Source organism: Phyllobacterium sp. UNC302MFCol5.2 (assembly GCF_000686005.1).
GTDB classification, from domain to species: domain Bacteria; phylum Pseudomonadota; class Alphaproteobacteria; order Rhizobiales; family Rhizobiaceae; genus Phyllobacterium; species Phyllobacterium pellucidum.
Genome location: NZ_JMLL01000011.1, coordinates 597,017 through 614,726 on the forward strand (window position 1 = coordinate 597,017; position 17,710 = coordinate 614,726).

The window sequence follows — 17,710 nt, forward strand, 5'->3', positions numbered from 1 at the left end:
TCGCGCGAATCTTAACGTAGAATCTTCCATGATTGCGCTTGTTGCCGTTTGGCTTATTCTCACTTGGGGCATGTGCGAGGTTTTTTCCGCGCCGCCGAATCACCTGAAGACGGAGGCTGCCCGTGAAGGACAGATGGGATTTCTGGATCGATCGCGGTGGCACGTTCACCGATGTGATTGCGCGCGATCCGGCTGGGCAGCTTCATGCCCATAAGCTCCTCTCGGAGAATCCCGAAGCCTATAAGGACGCAGCCATCCAGGGCATTCGCGAACTCCTCGGCGTCGAGCCAGGCGATCACATACCGTCCGAGCGTATCGGCGAGGTGAAGATGGGGACGACTGTCGCAACCAATGCGCTGCTTGAGCGCATGGGCGACCGGACCTTGCTCGTCATAACACGCGGTTTCCGCGATGCCCTGAGGATTGCCTACCAGGCGCGGCCCGACATCTTTGCGAAGGAGATCATTCTTCCCGAACAGCTCTACGAGCGCGTGGTCGAAATCGATGAGCGGGTGCGAACGGACGGCACAGTGGAAGTTGCGCCGGATGCCGCGCAGATACGCGACTTGTTGAGCGAGGCCAAAGCGGATGGGATCGATGCCGTCGCCATCGTCTTCATGCATGCCTGGAACTATCCGGCACACGAACAGCTTGCAGCCCGGGTGGCGCGGGACCTCGGGTTCGGACAGGTGTCGGTCAGCCATGAAGTTTCGCCGCTCGCCAAGCTCGTCGGGCGTGGCGACACCACCGTTGTCGACGCCTATCTGTCTCCAATCCTGCGCCGCTACGTTGATCGGGTTGCCGGTGAGCTTGGCGCGGGCGACGGGGCGGAACAGGGGCCGCGCCTCTCCTTCATGATGTCGTCAGGCGGGCTGACGGCAGCCGATCTCTTCCAGGGCAAGGACGCCATTTTGTCCGGTCCTGCGGGCGGCGTCGTCGGCATGGTCGAGACGGCACGGCTTGCGGGGTTCGACCGGGTGATCGGCTTCGACATGGGCGGTACCAGCACCGATGTCGCCCACTACGATGGGGATTATGAGCGCGCCTTCGATACGGAAGTCGCCGGCGTGCGCATCCGCGCGCCGATGATGCGCATTCATACGGTCGCCGCAGGCGGCGGTTCCATTTTGCACTACAGCGCGGGGCGCTTCCAGGCCGGTCCCGATTCAGCCGGTGCCAATCCAGGCCCCGCCTGCTACCGGCGCGGTGGGCCGCTTGCGGTTACGGACGCCAATGTCATGCTCGGCAAGCTGCGGCCCGAATATTTTCCGGCGATCTTCGGTCCTGATCAAGACAAGCGGCTCGATGCTGAGATCGTTGCGAGAAAATTTGCGCAGCTTGCGGCAGAAATCGGCGACGGCAAGACGCCGGAAGAGGTTGCCGAAGGTTTCGTGACGATCGCAGTCGAGAATATGGCGAATGCGATCAAGAAGATATCGGTGCAGCGCGGCTACGACGTCACCGGCTATCTCCTGAATTGCTTCGGCGGCGCGGGCGGGCAACATGCCTGCCTTGTTGCCGACGCGCTCGGCATGGAAGCGGTGCTTATCCATCCCTTCTCCGGCCTGCTCTCAGCCTATGGTATCGGCCTTTCCTCGATATTCGCGTCACGGCAACAGGCGCTGGTCAAACCGCTTTCTTCTGAAAACCTTAAGGAAATTCGCGAACTCGTTGCGCGCCTGTCGGCTGCCGTAACGACCGAACTTGCAGGCCAGAGTGTTCCGGCCGAGGCAATTGCGGCGCGTCCCATCGTGCATCTGCGCTATGACGGAACCGATACGACGATCCCCATCGATTTCAGCGCCTTTGCGATTGATGGAGCGCGCGCTGCCTTCGAAGCTGCTCACAAGGCCCAGTTCGGCTTCATATACGACAATAAGGGCATCGTGGTCGAAGCCGTCGGCGTCGAGGGCATGGATTCCCGCGAGCAGACGCAAGTCGAAAAGAAGCAGGCCCCGGTTGCGGCAGAACCGCAGCACGAAAACACATGCCGGATTTTCTCAGGCGGTGCGTTTCACGACGCTCCGGCGTTCCGGCGCGAAAACCTCGCGCCCGGGCATGAGATCAAGGGTCCGGCCCTGATCATCGAGCCGCATCAGACCATCGTCGTCGAGCCAGGCTGGCGCGCGCAGATCACCGACTTGAACCATGTCCTCATGCGCCGCGCCGAAAAGAAGCTTCGCACGGCCGCGCTCGGCACCGAAGCCGATCCGATCATGCTCGAGGTTTTCAACAATCTCTTCATGTCGATCGCCGAACAGATGGGCGTGACGCTGCAGAACACCGCCTATTCGGTCAACATCAAGGAACGTCTCGATTTTTCCTGCGCCGTGTTCGACGGCAGCGGCGCCCTCGTCGCCAACGCACCGCACATGCCCGTTCATCTCGGCTCCATGGACCGCTCGGTCGAGACGATCATCAAGCTCAATGCCGGCGATATCCATCCGGGCGATGTCTTTGCCCTGAACGCGCCGTATAATGGCGGCACGCACCTCCCGGATATTACTGTGGTGACACCGGTCTTCGACGATGCGGGAAAAAACATTCTCTTCTACGCCGCCTCACGTGGCCATCATGCCGATATTGGCGGTTCCGCGCCGGGATCGATGACGCCGCTCGCGACGACCGTCGATGAAGAAGGTGTTCTCATCGACAATTTCCGTCTCGTCGAGCGTGGCCGCTTTCGTGAACCGGAACTGACTGCGCTTCTCACCGATCACCCTTTCCCTGTGCGCAATGTCCATCAGAACATCGCCGACCTGAAGGCGCAGATCGCCGCTAACGAAAAGGGCGTTGCTGAGCTTAAAAAGATGATCGGCCAGTTCGGGCTCGGCGTGGTCGAAGCCTATATGGGCCATGTCCAGGACAATGCGGCGGAGAGTGTGCGGGCAGTGCTCGACCGGCTGCCGGAGCAATCCGAATACAGCTACGAGACCGACACCGGCCAGACGATTGCGGTGAAGATTACCGTCGATCGCAACGAGCGCCGGGCAAAGGTGGATTTTACCGGCACGTCACCGGTCATGAAAAACAACTTCAATGCGCCGGAGCCTGTGGCGCGCGCAGCAGTGCTCTACGTATTCCGTGTCATGGTCGAAGGCACGATACCGATGAATGCCGGCTGTCTGCGTCCTATCGACATCATCATCCCAGATGGGTCGATGCTGAAGCCCACCTACCCGGCGGCCGTCGTTGCCGGCAATGTTGAAACATCGCAGCATGTCACCAACGCCCTGTTTGGCGCCTTGGGCGCGATGGCGAATTCGCAAGGGACGATGAATAATCTGACCTTCGGCAACGAGCGCTATCAATATTACGAGACGATCTGCTCGGGATCGCCCGCAGGCCATTTCAACGACGGCACCGGCTTTGCCGGAACCGCCGCCGTCCATACACACATGACCAATTCACGCCTCACGGATCCCGAAATCCTCGAAATGCGCTTCCCGGTCCTGCTCGAGGATTTTCATATCCGCGATGGTTCCGGCGGCACCGGGACGTTCCCGGGCGGCAACGGCACGCAGCGGACGATCCGTTTCCTCGAACGGATGGATTGCGCCATCCTGTCGTCGCATCGCAGCCGGCCGCCCGAAGGCCTCGACGGCGGGGGCGATGGCGAGACAGGCAAGACGCAAGTGCGTCGCAACAATAGAACAACCGAAACGCTCAAAGCTTGCGACCAGACCGTTCTCGACGCCGGTGAAGCTGTAATACTCACGACGCCCACTCCCGGCGGTTATGGAAAGACTGATGGTTGAACCGATGCAGATTGCGGTCAGGCGCCTCACCCGCGACGATGCGGAGCGTTTCCAGGCCCTGCGGCTGCATTGCCTGCAGACTGCACCCGAAGCATTCGGTTCGAGCTATGAGGAAGAGTGCGGCCGCGACATCGCCGAAATACGCTCGATGCTGGAGGCGCAGCCCAATGCGGTGTTTGGCGCCTTCGCCGGCGACCAGCTCGTTGGCCTTGCCGGCTTTGCCGTCAGTCCCAAAGCCAAGAAGCGTCACGTAGGCCTGCTATGGGGTGTCTTCGTCGATCCCGCCTGGCGAGGTCATGACTTGGGCAGACGATTGACTGCGGCCGTGATCGAACATGCGAGGCAGCATGTCGACGTTCTTCATGCGACGGTCATGGCAACCAACCTCTCCGCGCGCAATATATATCTCGGTCTCGGATTTACCGTTTTTGGTTTTGAGAAGGATGCGTTGCGCTACGACGGCAAGTCCTATGACGACGAGCACCTGCGCCTGGATTTACGCTGAAACTGGCTTGGCGCAGCGGCGGCAACGAAACGTCGATAAAACACGAAACGAACGACACCTGTTAAATTGCCTTTTGCACGGCCGTCACACTTCCTCGCCGTGCAAGCTCAATTACTTGCCCGCCCCTCATCATCGAGGCATTTGGCGCGAACAAAATAACGGTCGAAGGCGCTGCGAGTCCTTGGCAGACTGATGCGGCCGACGAATTTCGCGCATGTCCGCCAGAGGCTGACGCTCGCCGATGAAATGAGTTCACCTTTGCAAAAAGCTTTCACTCAAGGTACACGTCGACGACGCCGCGCTGGCATCGCGAAAGCCAAGCGCGCTCGACACCGGCGGTCCAGATGCCCAGATACCCGAGAATCCGGTCTCCTGAACGATACTCGCCAAGATACTATGAGGGGGACGTTTCCTTGACCGCGACCCCTAGCGAACGCAGGGCGTTCCAGTAACCTGGATAGGTTTTCGCCACGCAGCCGGAATCAAGGATGTTGATGCCTGGCAGTTTGAGGCCGGCCAGCGCGAAGCTCATCGCGATGCGGTGGTCAGAATGGGTATCGATGTCGACCTCGGAAAAGCTTGACTGCAAACCCGGGTCCGAGGCGACAAGCAGATCGTCTCCCTCCTCAATGCCGAGGCCTGGGCGAATTGCGTTGAGCCCCGCAGCTAGCGCCGACACGCGGTCGCATTCCTTGACGCGCAGATTGGATAGCCCGCTGAATCGCACCGGTGTTTCGTTGAACGCCGCCAAGACCGCGATCGTAGGTATCGCGTCTTGCATCTGCGCGCCGTTGATGACAGCCGGCAACCGCGGAAACTGTCGGATGGTGGCCATTGCTCTGGCATCGGGTTGGGTGAATGCCTCCACCGGCATGCCTAGGTCAATTGAACCATTCGTGATCGCTTCCGCCGCCCACAGATAAGTAGCTGCAGACGCATCAGGTTCGACTATGAAATCGGTGGCGATATAGCCGGTCGGCCGGACGCGCCAACTTGCATCTGATGTCTGCTCCACCATTGCGCCGAACTTCTCCATTGCCGCAAGTGTCAGATCGACATAGCCGCGCGCCCCGATAGCGGGGCCAGATAGTATGATGTCGATCGGCCCCTCGCCAAACGGCGCGATCATCAGCACAGCTGAGACATATTGGCTCGATAGCGCGCCATCGATTTCGATCCGGCTGGTTTTCAGGCGGCCAGTGCCGCGCACGGTCACTGGCGGATAGCCAGCTTGGCTGAAGATGTCGATGCCCGCAGCGCGCAGCGCTACAACGAGCGGTTCGATCGGTCGGAGGCGCATATAATCGTCGCCATCGACGATGACCGTTCCGTCCACGACCGCCGCCGCTGCCGTGATAAAGCGGGTAGCGGTGCCGGCATTCCCTAGAAATAGCGGAACCGCAGGTGAAGAAAGGCGGCCGCTGCTGGTCAATGCAAAACTGGTTTCGTCAGGCTCGCTGACCATCACGCCCATGTCGCGCATAGCCGCGGACATATAGCGTGTGTCGTCGCTCTTCAGCGCGCCGCGGATAAGGCTATTGCCAGGCGCCATTGCCGCCAGCAGCAGAGCCCTGTTTGTGATCGACTTCGAGCCAGGAGGAGTAATCTGGCCGATCAGCCTGCGACCGGGCGGAGTAATCGTGGCAACCAAACGCTGGCTCATTCTACGTCACTTCCGGATACAATGCGGGCCGACCGGGCAGCCACGAATCGGTGAATTTGCATATAATTTCTTTAGGCCAGTCGGCACGCACCGACAAGCGCGATCCTGATGTCTACGTGCCCTGTTAGGCGTCATGGGCGCCTGGATTTGCGCTGAAACTGGCTTGGCGCAGCGGCGTCAACGAAACGTTGATAAAACACGGAAATGACGGCACTTGTTAAATTGCCTTTGCACGGCTGTCACACTTCCTGGCCGTGCAAGCTCAATTACTTGCCCGCTTAAATTGAATCAACTTGGCAAGTCGCTATAAGGGCGTGCGTCACCCATTTGTTACATCGGGATGCTAGGCGGGCAGGAATTTCCAATAAAGGGGATTCGATTAGATGCCGCTTGCTAGACAATCCAACGAACTGTCCCCGCGCAACGAGAAGCTCAACAAGGCGGTCCGGCAAAACAGGCTCCTTTCGAAAGCCGGCCTTTCGGAACGCCTCTTCGCCCATGTCTTCAAGGGGCTGGTCTATCCGCAAATCTGGGAAGACCCGGAAGTGGACATGGAGGCACTGCAGATTCTGCCTCGCCACCGGATTGTCACCATCGCGTCTGGCGGCTGCAACGCCATGTCCTATCTGACGGCCGATCCAGCCAGCGTCGAAGCCGTCGACCTCAACACCGCTCATGTCGCCTTCAACCGGCTTAAGCTCGCAGCAGTTGCCCGCCTGCCCAATTACGACGCCTTTTACCGCTTCTATGGCACGGCTGACGACAGGGCCAACCTTGCTGCCTATGAGCGTTTCATCCAGCCGCATCTCGACGCGACGAGCCGCGCCTATTGGGAAAAGCGCATGCTTTCCGGCCGGCGTCGGATCACCATCTTCTCACGCGACCTCTATCGGCACGGGCTGCTCGGGCTCTTCATCGGCATGGGGCATCGAATTGCCAGGCTGTACGGCATCGACCCGCGCGATCTGCTCAAGGCATCCACCATGGAGGAGCAGCGCGCCTATTTCGATACGGCCCTAGCCCCGCTCTTCGATAAGCGCATGATCCGCTGGGCGACGAAGCGGAAGTCGTCGCTCTTTGGACTCGGCATTCCTCCGCAGCAGTATGATGCGCTCGCCACCGCCGGTGACGGCAACATGGCGCAGGTGCTGCGCGGCAGGCTGGAAAAGCTCGCTTGCGGCTTTCCGCTCTCGGAAAACTATTTTGCCTGGCAGGCCTTTGGCCGCGGCTACAGCGACAATGCCGAGACCGGCCCGCTGCCGCCCTACCTTTCCCGCAGCAATTTTGCCACCGTGCGCGACCGCGCCAGCCGGATGAACGTCGTCAATGCCTCCTTCACCGAATTCCTCGCGGCAAAACCCGACGCCTCGGTCGATCGCTTCATTCTTCTGGATGCGCAGGACTGGATGAACGACACCCAGCTCAATGAATTATGGGCGGAGATTACCCGCACTGCCGCGCCGGGCGCACGCGTCATCTTCCGCACGGCGGCCGAGCCTACGATCCTGCCCGGACGCATCGACGATACGTTGCTTGGTAGCTGGGACTATCAGGAAGAACTTTCCCGCGCGCTGCATGAGCGCGATCGCTCGTCGATCTATGGCGGCTTTCATCTCTACCTTCGCAAGGACCGCGCCTGATGTTTGCCAAGATTGAACACGGCCCGCTGATGGACCGGGTGTACCGGCATCAGCGTCACTTCTATGACGCTACCCGCAAATACTACCTGCTTGGCCGCGACCCGATGCTTGCCGGGCTCACCCCGCCAACGAGTGGCAGCATCCTGGAGATCGGCTGCGGTACGGGCCGCAACCTCGTGCTTGCCGGGCGGGCTTATCCTAAGACTTCGCTCTACGGCATTGATATTTCCAATGAAATGCTGGCAACGGCACGCAAGAAGATTGCTGCGGCAGGAATTGGTGATCGCGCCACGCTCGCCTATGCCGACGCGGCAAAGTTCGAACCTGAAGCGATCCTCGGGCGACGCGAGTTCGACCGCATTTTCATCTCCTATGCCGTATCGATGATCCCGCAATGGCAGGCGGTGATGCGCGAAGCGATCAACCATCTCACGCCGGGTGGCGCGCTGCATGTTGTCGATTTCGGCGATCTGCGCGATCTGCCTGCCTTCGCGCGGCGCGGGCTTTATAAATGGCTCGAATGGTACCACGTGACGCCTCGCAACGACCTGTTCGATGTTGCAGGCGAGATTGCCCTGGCCGCCAATGCGCAGGCCGAAATCCATAGGCTATATAGCGGCTTTGCCTGGATTTCAGTAATCCGCCGTCACGCCTGACCTACTGGCAAAGGTCGGCTTTGGGGCCGGCCGAACCCGGGCCCGCGAGGCAAAAGAGCATCGACATTTCCGCGGCCGAACGCCCGCTTTGCGGGTTCTCTTCGCCGCTATCGCCACTTGTCGGTCGCTTCAACTCGCAATCATCGCGCAGCAGGCACATGACCGGGATGCGTGCCATCGCAACGGCAGCCCTCTGCATGCCGGCGGGACCGGAGAAATCTCCGGCATTGCGCACGCGGTACCACTGGTGGACCCGCGAAATGCGAAAGAAGGCGCGCGGATTTGGCAGGACTGCGAGCCGCGAGCGCAAATCATTGTCGGCGAAGAGATCGACGACCTGGCCGTCATAGGGCTCGGCCAGGCGCCGATTGTTGGAGACGAAGGTGGAATCGAAGGTAATCGCCGCAGTGCAAGGGAACGCTGCCGCAAGGTGGCGCGCAAGTCCTCCGCCAAGCCCATGCCCGACAACGATATATTCGACCGGCAGGCCCGCCGAGCCACTTTGCGCCTCACGCCGGATACGCGAAAACTCCTTGCGCACAGTCCGGTATTGATCCCATGGATTGATCATCTGGGTAAACAAGGTGTTCTCGCTGATCAGATCCGGCAGGTTGAACGCGCTGTCCTTGCCTCGGATGACGAGCATTACCGAAAGCCGCACCGGACTACGCTTGTAAAAAAGCTCAGCATAGAACCCACCCGGCCGGATGATCGGCCCGCCCTGCGGAGCCCAGCCGAATATTTCTGGTTTGAGATTGAAACGGTCTCGGTTCGATGGCGCGTAGACGTTGGAAGCGTAAGCGGCATAGATGCCGAAATAGTCGGAAATCAGCTCGTTGTCGTAATCGGGGTACCCTCTATAGTTGCGCCAGAAACTCGGTATTGCCGGACGAACGCAACTGCCGGACTGGCTGACGGATATCGCCAGATCATCCCTGTTGATGGTAACCCACGACGCGAAAAAGGCATTGGCCAGCGCAACCAGCGCGACAAGAAAAACCAGCAAACCAAGTTTTCTCATCGCCCCGCCCCTCGCACCAAACGCTGTTTGCAACGAGTATCACGGCTTAAGATTCGATGCAGCATGCAAAAATATGCAATCAGAACAACATCGACGAGGCGCGCTCACGCTCATCATCTGTTAAGCATAATCGCGCATCTCTAGTGCATGAGCACTGATCCCGCCACGATTCGATGATGGACCGTAATATATGAAACGACTTGCAGCAGGTTTGCTGACTGTTCTTCTGACCGGCTGCACGACCGTCGACTATGATTTTTCCGATGCCAAGCAGACAAGGCCGGTCCAGCAGATCGCCGCGCCGACAGGCAACGTAAAGGCGCCGCGCTTCGGCGACCGCGATCCGCACGACTGGACCGGCAAGACGCCCTGGCACTATCCCATCCACGGGACGGACATATCGAAATATCAATCTACGGTTGATTGGCAGACCGTCCGGGCCAATGGCATTTCGTTCGCCTTCATCAAGGCAACGGAAGGCGGCGACCGGGTGGATGATCGCTTCGCGCAGAATTGGGCCGCGACGCGCGCGGCCGGCGTTCCGCGCGGCGCCTATCACTTCTATTATTTCTGCCGCACGGCAAAGGATCAGGCCAAGTGGTATATCCAGCACGTCCCGAAGGACCCAAGCGCCTTGCCGCCGGTCCTCGACATGGAGTGGAACGCCGCCTCGCCAACCTGCAAACTCCGGCCCAATGCCGCGATCGTGCGCAGCGAGATGAAGACCTTCATGGATATCGTCGAACGCTACTACGGCAAGCGTCCGATCATTTATACGACGGTCGATTTCTTTGACGACAATGACCTGCGCCAATTCGTGGGCTATCCCTTCTGGTTGCGCTCGGTAGCCGGGCATCCCGACGAGAAATACGGGTCGCACCCCTGGACCTTCTGGCAATATACCGGCACCGGCTCCATCCCCGGAATGCGCGGCGATGCGGACATCAATGTCTTTGCCGGAAGCGAAAAATCCTGGAAAGAGTGGCTGGTGCGCAACAAGGTGCAATAAAGGGCAAGGCCCCCGCCCTGTTTCGCGATTCTTTGACTTCACCTCAACTGCATATTCGTGCATTAGCAGGGCATCTGCGCGCTTGGGCGTGCCCGTTAGAACGAGATTTCCCTGATGAACAGACTTTCGACTGCCCTTGCCGCTGCCGGCCTTCTTCTGACATCGAGCGCATCCTATGCGCTGGATCAGGTAGCGCCTGCGCAGACACCGGCTGAAAAGCCTGCTTGCGGCGGCGAACTCGAACCCTGGTTCAACGGCCTTATTGCCGAAGCCCGCAGTGCCGGCGTCGGGGAACGTGGGCTGAACGAGCTGTTGAAGGCTTCGCTCGATGACAAGGTCCTGGAGCGCGATCGCGCACAGGGTGTCTTCAGCCAGACATTCCTGACCTTCTCCTCGCGCATGGTCTCCGATTACCGGTTGAAGCAGGGCGCAGCCAACCTCAAGAAATATGCCTCGACCTTCGCCGAAGCCGAGCAGGAATATGGCGTGCCCGGTCCGGTCATCGCCGCATTCTGGGGTCTCGAGACGGATTTCGGGGCAGTCCAGGGCGATTTCGACACACTGAATGCACTGCTTACGCTCTCATTCGATTGCCGCAGGCCCGAACTCTTCCGGCCGCAACTGATTGCGCTGTTGAAGCTCTTCGACAACGGCGTCGTCGATGCCAAGACGACCGGCGCCTGGGCCGGCGAAATCGGGCAGATGCAAATGCTCCCTACCGATTATCTGGAACGCGGCGTCGATGGCGACGACGACGGCAAGGTCGATCTGAAGCACAGTGCCCCGGACGCGATCATGACCGCGGCCCGCGTCCTGCGCGATCTCGGCTGGAAGCGCGGCGAACCTTGGCTCGAAGAGGTCAAGCTTACCAAGGATCTGCCCTGGGAAAACGCCATCCGCACCAACCGGCTGCCGCATTCCAAATGGTCGGAGTGGGGCGTGACAGGCATGAATGGTCCTCTCGGGCCGGATGATGGCGATGCTTCCCTTCTGCTGCCGATGGGCCGCAAGGGACCAGCCTTCCTTTCCTATGCAAATTTCGACGTGTTCGTCGAATGGAACAAATCCATCATCTACGCCACCACGGCGGCCTATTTCGCCACGCGCCTGGCCGGAGCCGGACCACTGCAGGCGACGACCCCTGAAGTCGGGCTCAACCCTGACCAGATGAAGGAACTGCAGAACAAGCTTGCGGCACGCGGCCACGACATGGGCCCGAAGATCGACGGCGTGTTCGGCATCCTGACGCGCGATGCCGTGAGAGATGAGCAGATCCGCCTCGGCATGCCCGCCGATTCCTGGCCGACGCCGGAATTGCTCGGCAAGCTCTAAAACGAAGCGCTATTGCGGCGGAGCCATCGTTTCGAGCGATGCGAAGCTTTCCGGCTCGCTGCCTTCATCGAAAGCCGTATCGACTTCGACAAACGTGTCCGGATAAAAACCGTTGAAGCGCGTGCGAAGCGATAGGGAATAGGCGCCGATATGGCCGATTTCGATCCAGTCACCCGTTTCGACGGTTGCCGGCAACCAGAATGGCCGCGACAGGATATCGACGGAATCGCACGTAGCGCCGCAGACGCGGAACGGTACGATCTCCTCCACATCCCCGTGCCGCAGCTTCTTGGCAGGATCGGGGATGAAGCGCGCCGGCAGCGTGATCTTGCCCGTCCATGAATCCGACAGCGATGCCCAGATACCATCATTGATATAGAGGCGCCTGCCCTTGCGCAGGAGCACCCGCACGATGAGCGAGAAGGCACGAGCGACAATGACGCGGCCGGGTTCGGCCACAAGCGGGAGATCGCCGAAGCCGTATTCCTTGATGTCGCCGCGCAGGCGCGACATCAGTTGCCCGAGCGAGGGCATTTCCACATGCTTGCGCTTCGGATCGTGGCCATATTCGGCCGGAAAGCCGCCGCCGATATCCAGCCCCGCGAGCGGGACGCCGGCGCGATTGCGCACCCAGTCAGCGGAGCGCAACGCATTCTCATAGGTATCGGGATCCTCAATCTGGCTGCCGACGTGAAAACACAAGCCGACCTTGTAGCCGATTTTGTCCGAGCGCTGCAGGAGTTCGATGGCATGTGCCGGCGCCGCGCCGAACTTCTTCGAGAGTTCGTAGGCGGCATGGCCCTTGGTTTGCAGCCGAACGTAAAGCGTAATACTGGCCGGATCGATATCGAGCGCGCGGACGATGCGCGTGATCTTGGCGATCTCGTCCTCATGATCGACGGCAAGGACGCGGATGCCATAGGTTTCGAGAGCAAGGCGAATGTCAGATTGCGCCTTGATCGGATGCATATAGAGCATCTGCGCATTCGGGGCGACCTTGCGAACGGCCGCGAATTCGCCGGGGGAAGCGACATCGAATGTGCTGACGCCATTGCGCGCCAGCGTATCGAGAACGAGATCTTCGCCATTTGTCTTCACCGCGTAGGCTGTCTCGCCCGGGAACATTTTCATGAACCGGTCCGCATCCTTGATGAGGACATGGGGACGAAAGCAGTAGACGGGTTGATCCGGCCGTAAGGTAAGCGCTGCTTCACGGGCCGAGGCGAATCGTTGCATCTTGTCGTTCTGCGTCATACGAAACTCTTAGCAAGCGAACGTGACGGACGAAAGTCGCTTCTTGTCCGGCAGGAATCGGGTGGCCTTGATCCTGTTTTGCCCTGAATGTGCAACGCCGGACAGGCTTCGGAGGAAATGAGACCTTGTCATCCCAAACCATCGCACCAAGACCCCTTGCCATGACTGGCTTCGCCTGGGCGCAGTTGTTCCTTCTCGGCGCTATCTGGGGCGGCTCGTTTTTCTTCGCCCGCATCGCAGTTCAGGTCGTCCCGCCGCTTACCCTTGTGCTCTTTCGCGTCGCCATAGCCGCCCTTGCTCTTCATCTCTATTTGCTTGCACGCGGCATCAATTTCTGGAGCTACCGGCAACACGCGCTCAAATTTGCCGGGCTCGGCCTGCTGATGAACGTCATACCGTTTTCATTGTTGTTCATCGGCCAGACGGCCCTTGGCGCTGGAGTGGAGGCCATCCTCAACGCAACGACTCCGATCTGGACTGTCGTTGTTGCCGCATTTCTGACCGTCGATGAAAAGGTCACCGTCAACAAGATAGCCGGCATCCTGCTCGGCATTGCCGGCATCGTTACTCTCATTGGTCCAGGGGCGCTGACCGGGTTGGGCGGACCGCTGTGGGCGGAAATGCTGGTGATCGCGGCAACGCTGTCCTACGCCTTTGCCGGCATCCTCGCCAAGCGCTTCAAAGGCGTCCCGCCAACCGTCACCTCGACCGGCCAGATGACCGCGGCGACGTTGATCATGATACCTATCGTGCTGTTCTGGGACGGCGTCCCGCAGATCGCCACGATCGATGGCGGAGTTTGGGCCGCGATCCTCGGCCTTGGTCTCCTGTCCACTGCCTATGCCTATATCCTTTATTTTTCCATCGTGCAGACGGCAGGCGCGACCAACGCTTCGCTCGTAACGCTGATTGTCCCGGTCAGCGCCATCCTGCTTGGAACAATTTTTCTTGGCGAACGGCTCGCCGCGCATGATTTTCTTGGGATGGGGCTCATCGCGCTCGGACTGTTGACTATCGACGGCCGCCTGATAACCGCAATGCGAAAACGGTAAAAAACCTAAAGTTTTCAATAAAGCGACATATCCACGAACGGCCAATTATGGCTCAATTGTGGCTGAAACGGGCTTCGGCGCCCTTTAGTGGCAAAAATGCTGCAGTGCAAATATATGCCTCATTTCGGAACATTTTATCGTGATCTCGAAATTTTTTTGCCCTGTCAAATGTGTTTCATTTCAGAAACTTAGGTTTATCAGGCAAAAATTTTCTCTCCCCGGCGTCATGAGACCGTAATATTTGGGCTTTTTCTGTGGCAAATTTGCGCTATGCTAAATCGGTTAACTGCAGGAGACAAACGATGGGACTAACTCGATCGATGAATGTCCTTATGATCTGTGCAGCGTTCGCATTTATCGGTGCAATGGTCGTAGGACTCATCCCCTGAGTAAATATAAGAGCGCTACGTAGATGGTCTCTGACCGTTAAGTAGGTGAAACATGGAGCGGCCCGATCATGGCAGTCGGGCCGTTTCCCATTTCAGAGGCGGGTCTTATGCCGCGGCCCCGGCCAAATTGGCCTCAACGACATTGCTGCCCGGCCGAATTCCGATGAGATGGCAGATGGCAAAAGCAAGGTCGGCCCGGTTCATCGTATAGAAGTGGAAATCCTGCGCACCCCTTTCGACGAGGTCGAGCACCTGTTCGGCGGCGACTGCCGAAGCGACGAGCTGGTGCGTCTGCGGGTCGTTCTCGAGACCCTCGAAGCGCTCGGCCAGCCAGTTGGGAATGTGCGTGCCCGCCTTCGAGCAGAAATTCGTCACCTGCGTGAAATTGTGGATCGGCAGGATGCCCGGAAGGATCGGAATATAGATACCGGCACGGCGAACCTTTTCGACATAGCGCTCGTAGAGATCGTTCTCGAAGAAGAACTGAGTGATCGCCCGTGTCGCGCCATTGTCGACCTTGCGCTTGAGCATGTCGATATCGGTGGCGAAGTCCGGGCTTTCCGGATGCTTTTCCGGATAGGCCGAAACCGAGATATCGAAATCGGCAAAGGCTTTCAGCCCGGCAACGAGATCAGCGCCGTTCTCATAGCCGCGGGGTGTCGGCTTGTAGTGCGAACCGACGCCGCTTGCCGGATCGCCCCGCAGGGCAACGAAGCGCTTGACGCCCATGGCGGCAAACTCGCGCACCACCGTATCGACTTCCTCCTTCGTCGCATCGACGCAGGTAAGATGCGCAGCGGCATTGACGTCTGTTTCGGTCAGGATGCGGTTGATCGTGCGGGCGGTCCGCTCGCGCGTCGAACCGCCGGCACCGTAGGTCACCGAGACGAATTCAGGATTGAGCGGCGCAAGGCGCGTCACCGTCTCCCAAAGCCGTTCCTCCATGACTTCCGTCTTCGGCGGGAAGAACTCGAAGGACACACGGATATTGTGACCGATATCGGGGCGGCGCGATTGGCGAAAGAAACTCATCAGACACTCTCCGTGACGCGGGAGGTTAAATCGGGATCTGCAATCAGCAGGCGCGGGTCGCGTGCCAGCCACAGTTTGACGGTTAATTTATTCTTGTCTTTCGGTTCAAGTTCCGTGCTCTCTTCGAGCATCAAACCGGCTTCCGTAAGCCATTCGCGCATCTGCGCATCGCTGAAGCCGAGACGCATATGGGCATGGTTGTCGCGCAGGAACTCAAGTTCGTGCGGAGCAAAATCAACGATGAGCATGCGCCCGCCTGCCCGCAATGCACGAGCCGCTTCGCGGATTGCTTCGGCGGGGTTATCGAGGAAGTGCAGAACCTGGTGGACGGTAACAAGATCGAAGGATTCGCGATCCACCGGCAGGGAATAGACATCGCCATGGCGCACCTGCGCATTGGTAATCCCGTCGCGATCGAGATTGGAGCGAGCAACCGTCAGCATGTCGCGGTTTATGTCGATGCCGACGCCGCGAATATAGAGTGGCGAAAAGAGTTCAAGCAGGCGGCCCGTCCCCGTGCCGACATCAAGCATCGCCTGAAACGGCTTGCGGCCGACGATCTTGAGGAGCGCTGCTTCCACCGCGCCATCCGGCGCGTGCAACGACCGGATCATATCCCAGCTCGTTGCATTGGCGCTGAAATAGGCGGCTGCGCGTTCGCGCCGCTGCAACTTCACTGAGGAAAGCCGCTCGAGATCGCGTTCAAGCAAAGGATCGGAAAAGTCGAGGCGGTCGAGCAGCGACCGGGCGATGTCACCGACGATCAGCGAGTCGGCCAGGCGGAAATAGGCCCAGGAACCCTCCTGGTAGCGATTGATGAGGCTGGCCTCGAACAGCAGCTTCAAATGCCGCGACACGCGCGGCTGCGACTGACCAAGAATGGAGGTAAGATCGGAAACGGTCAGGTCGCCGCGTGACAGGAGCGCGAGGATGCGCAGGCGGCTCGGCTCGGCCGCCGCTTTCAGCGTATCGACCATCAGGTCCAGGTTGAGATCACGCTTGTCCATGCTTCCAATCCTCAAAAGACATAAAGATATGTTTATGTGACAAACGCCACATAAGCAAGTTGTTTTTGCCGTTGACGACATTTTTTGCCGCGCCTGAAATAGGACGAGAATCGGCTAGGATAGCGGCATGAGCATCGGAACGAACCGCCAGCGCGCCATCAACAAGGCTTTGACACTTCTGCTACCGGCCGTACCCTATTCGGATTCCGAGCCGATCCGCGCCGCCGCAAATGCCCCGCATATGAAGACGCTGCCGCCGCCGATTGCGGTGTGGCTGGCGACGGTCGCGCATGTCCGGCACCAGCACACGGATTACGATGAGCTTCGTGACGACGGTTACGACAAGGAGTCGGCGCGTTTCTTCGTGCTGGAAGCGATCAACCGGAAACTGACGGAGTGGCGGGCGACACGCCTGCTCGATCCGGATGAGGATGATCAGAGCTGAGCGTTTCTGGATCATCGCATCCACTCCAGCGGTCCCGGAAAATGAGTTCATCCAGCGGCAGTCGCTTGCGCCATCCGCGCTGCTCAAGCTCCGGCGCCTGGTAGAGCTCATCCACATAGCCGACGCAGAGATAGGCGACGATCTCGACATGCGCGGGAATGCCGAGGATTCGGCGCATGTCGGCATCATGGTAAATGCTGACCCAGCCGACGCCGACGCCTTCGGCGCGCGCTGCAAGCCAGAGATTCTGCACTGCGCAGACGGTACTGTAGAGGTCCATCTGACGGTTATGGGTGCGGCCAAGGACGACGCGCCCGCCACGGGTGCGATCGCAGGTGATGCAGATGTTGAGCGGCGCCTTGAGGATGCCTTCGAGTTTCAGCGCACCATAAAGCGCCTGGCGATCGTCAGTGAACATTGCCCTCGCTTCCTCATTGGCGCGGGTGAAGGCTTGATGCACCTCCTGCTTGCACTCGGGATCGCTGATCAGGATGAAATTCCAGGGCTGCATGAAGCCGACCGAAGGCGCGTGGTGGGCCGCATCGAGCAGGCGCATAAGCACATCGTCGGGTATGGGCTTGGGAAGAAACTGGTCGCGCACATCACGGCGCGTATGGATGGCTTTGTAGACCGCCGCGCGTTCATCTTTGGAAAAATTGTCGGCGGCAGTCGGACCATGGCATTTATCGTGCATTGTTTACTCCCAACAACGCTTGAAACTCTCGCCGCCGTCCACGCGGTTCGAGCTATGAGGTCCGGCCGGTCTTCTGACTGAGGTTCACCTGAGCCGCGCGCCTTCCGGAACGTTCCGTGGCAAATGCGCGTCCATCCCCCCTTACAGCGCTGGGCACGTGCCGGATTTTCACCGGCTTCCCGATTCTCCCGCAACGCTTGCCGCAGGCACCGGACCTGCCTGATCATTCGCCACAATTCCCGGGCGCGCGCAA

The 17,710-nt window shown here is 59.5% G+C and carries 14 protein-coding genes and 1 riboswitch; of the genes, 8 read left to right on the top strand and 6 right to left on the bottom strand.

Going from position 1 to position 17,710, the window contains the following annotated elements; all coding sequences use genetic code 11:
• The first annotated feature begins 122 nt into the window (after nt 1-122).
• Nucleotides 123-3,758, top strand: a complete 3,636-nt coding sequence (locus BR48_RS0114215) for a hydantoinase B/oxoprolinase family protein (RefSeq protein ID WP_027231916.1) — start codon at nt 123-125, stop codon at nt 3,756-3,758.
• The gene (locus tag BR48_RS0114220; RefSeq protein WP_051614977.1) at nt 3,751-4,263 is read left to right on the top strand and encodes a GNAT family N-acetyltransferase; all 513 of its coding nucleotides are present in this window, start codon (nt 3,751-3,753) and stop codon (nt 4,261-4,263) included. The genes BR48_RS0114215 and BR48_RS0114220 overlap by 8 nt, the downstream gene beginning before the upstream one ends.
• Before the next feature lie 394 nt (nt 4,264-4,657).
• Here the strand turns inward: BR48_RS0114220 and aroA are convergent, their stop codons facing one another.
• Nucleotides 4,658-5,926: a 3-phosphoshikimate 1-carboxyvinyltransferase gene (gene aroA, locus BR48_RS0114225; RefSeq protein ID WP_027231918.1), complete on the bottom strand. Its 1,269-nt coding sequence runs from the start codon at nt 5,924-5,926 to the stop codon at nt 4,658-4,660.
• A 383-nt stretch (nt 5,927-6,309) separates the two neighbouring features.
• On the opposite strand from aroA, the gene BR48_RS0114230 reads away from it, so the two are divergent.
• Both BR48_RS0114230 and BR48_RS0114235 read left to right on the top strand, forming a co-directional pair.
• The gene (locus BR48_RS0114230) at nt 6,310-7,566 is read left to right on the top strand and encodes a DUF3419 family protein (RefSeq protein WP_051614979.1); all 1,257 of its coding nucleotides are present in this window, start codon (nt 6,310-6,312) and stop codon (nt 7,564-7,566) included.
• Nucleotides 7,566-8,222 carry a class I SAM-dependent methyltransferase gene (locus BR48_RS0114235; RefSeq protein ID WP_027231920.1) on the top strand — a complete coding sequence of 219 codons (657 nt, stop codon included), beginning with the start codon at nt 7,566-7,568 and terminating at the stop codon, nt 8,220-8,222. The genes BR48_RS0114230 and BR48_RS0114235 overlap by 1 nt, the downstream gene beginning before the upstream one ends.
• Nucleotide 8,223: 1 nt before the next feature.
• Here the strand turns inward: BR48_RS0114235 and BR48_RS0114240 are convergent, their stop codons facing one another.
• A complete protein-coding gene (locus BR48_RS0114240) occupies nt 8,224-9,243 on the bottom strand; it encodes a hypothetical protein (protein WP_027231921.1) in 1,020 nt (339 codons plus the stop codon).
• A gap of 190 nt (nt 9,244-9,433) precedes the next feature.
• Here BR48_RS0114240 and BR48_RS0114245 point away from each other — a divergent pair, with 190 nt between their 5' ends.
• Together BR48_RS0114245 and BR48_RS0114250 are read left to right on the top strand one after the other, a co-directional pair.
• A complete protein-coding gene (locus BR48_RS0114245; RefSeq protein ID WP_027231922.1) occupies nt 9,434-10,252 on the top strand; it encodes a GH25 family lysozyme in 819 nt (272 codons plus the stop codon).
• Nucleotides 10,253-10,366: 114 nt separating this feature from the next.
• Entirely contained in the window at nt 10,367-11,584 is a 1,218-nt protein-coding gene (locus tag BR48_RS0114250; protein WP_027231923.1) for a lytic murein transglycosylase, read from the top strand.
• Between the two features lie 9 nt (nt 11,585-11,593).
• Here BR48_RS0114250 and BR48_RS0114255 read toward each other — a convergent pair whose 3' ends face one another.
• A complete protein-coding gene (locus tag BR48_RS0114255) occupies nt 11,594-12,820 on the bottom strand; it encodes an alanine racemase (RefSeq protein WP_027231924.1) in 1,227 nt (408 codons plus the stop codon).
• A 179-nt stretch (nt 12,821-12,999) separates the two neighbouring features.
• Here BR48_RS0114255 and BR48_RS0114260 point away from each other — a divergent pair, with 179 nt between their 5' ends.
• A complete protein-coding gene (locus tag BR48_RS0114260; RefSeq protein ID WP_051614981.1) occupies nt 13,000-13,890 on the top strand; it encodes a DMT family transporter in 891 nt (296 codons plus the stop codon).
• A gap of 494 nt (nt 13,891-14,384) precedes the next feature.
• On the opposite strand, the gene metF is transcribed toward BR48_RS0114260, so the two are convergent.
• Both metF and BR48_RS0114270 read right to left on the bottom strand, forming a co-directional pair.
• Entirely contained in the window at nt 14,385-15,311 is a 927-nt protein-coding gene (gene metF, locus BR48_RS0114265) for a methylenetetrahydrofolate reductase [NAD(P)H] (protein WP_027231926.1), read from the bottom strand.
• The gene (locus tag BR48_RS0114270) at nt 15,311-16,318 is read right to left on the bottom strand and encodes a metalloregulator ArsR/SmtB family transcription factor (RefSeq protein ID WP_027231927.1); all 1,008 of its coding nucleotides are present in this window, start codon (nt 16,316-16,318) and stop codon (nt 15,311-15,313) included. The genes metF and BR48_RS0114270 overlap by 1 nt, the downstream gene beginning before the upstream one ends.
• Before the next feature lie 127 nt (nt 16,319-16,445).
• Here BR48_RS0114270 and BR48_RS0114275 point away from each other — a divergent pair, with 127 nt between their 5' ends.
• On the top strand, nt 16,446-16,763 hold the full coding sequence (locus BR48_RS0114275) for a DUF2293 domain-containing protein (protein ID WP_027231928.1): 318 nt from the start codon (nt 16,446-16,448) through the stop codon (nt 16,761-16,763).
• On the opposite strand, the gene bluB is transcribed toward BR48_RS0114275, so the two are convergent.
• A complete protein-coding gene (gene bluB, locus BR48_RS0114280) occupies nt 16,696-17,457 on the bottom strand; it encodes a 5,6-dimethylbenzimidazole synthase (protein WP_027231929.1) in 762 nt (253 codons plus the stop codon). The two genes, BR48_RS0114275 and bluB, sit on opposite strands and share 68 nt — an antisense overlap.
• A 45-nt stretch (nt 17,458-17,502) precedes the next feature.
• Nucleotides 17,503-17,686: riboswitch (cobalamin riboswitch) on the bottom strand.
• Nucleotides 17,687-17,710 lie beyond the last annotated feature (24 nt).

Coding starts and splice junctions, on each gene's coding strand:
- BR48_RS0114240 (WP_027231921.1), bottom strand. CDS start 9,243: ATGAGAAAACTTGGTTTGCTGGTTTTTCTTGTCGCGCTGGTTGCGCTG.
- BR48_RS0114250 (WP_027231923.1), top strand. CDS start 10,367: ATGAACAGACTTTCGACTGCCCTTGCCGCTGCCGGCCTTCTTCTGACA.
- BR48_RS0114275 (WP_027231928.1), top strand. CDS start 16,446: ATGAGCATCGGAACGAACCGCCAGCGCGCCATCAACAAGGCTTTGACA.
- BR48_RS0114270 (WP_027231927.1), bottom strand. CDS start 16,318: ATGGACAAGCGTGATCTCAACCTGGACCTGATGGTCGATACGCTGAAA.
- bluB (WP_027231929.1), bottom strand. CDS start 17,457: ATGCACGATAAATGCCATGGTCCGACTGCCGCCGACAATTTTTCCAAA.
- BR48_RS0114245 (WP_027231922.1), top strand. CDS start 9,434: ATGAAACGACTTGCAGCAGGTTTGCTGACTGTTCTTCTGACCGGCTGC.
- BR48_RS0114260 (WP_051614981.1), top strand. CDS start 13,000: ATGACTGGCTTCGCCTGGGCGCAGTTGTTCCTTCTCGGCGCTATCTGG.
- BR48_RS0114235 (WP_027231920.1), top strand. CDS start 7,566: ATGTTTGCCAAGATTGAACACGGCCCGCTGATGGACCGGGTGTACCGG.
- BR48_RS0114220 (WP_051614977.1), top strand. CDS start 3,751: ATGGTTGAACCGATGCAGATTGCGGTCAGGCGCCTCACCCGCGACGAT.
- BR48_RS0114255 (WP_027231924.1), bottom strand. CDS start 12,820: ATGCAACGATTCGCCTCGGCCCGTGAAGCAGCGCTTACCTTACGGCCG.
- BR48_RS0114230 (WP_051614979.1), top strand. CDS start 6,310: ATGCCGCTTGCTAGACAATCCAACGAACTGTCCCCGCGCAACGAGAAG.
- aroA (WP_027231918.1), bottom strand. CDS start 5,926: ATGAGCCAGCGTTTGGTTGCCACGATTACTCCGCCCGGTCGCAGGCTG.
- metF (WP_027231926.1), bottom strand. CDS start 15,311: ATGAGTTTCTTTCGCCAATCGCGCCGCCCCGATATCGGTCACAATATC.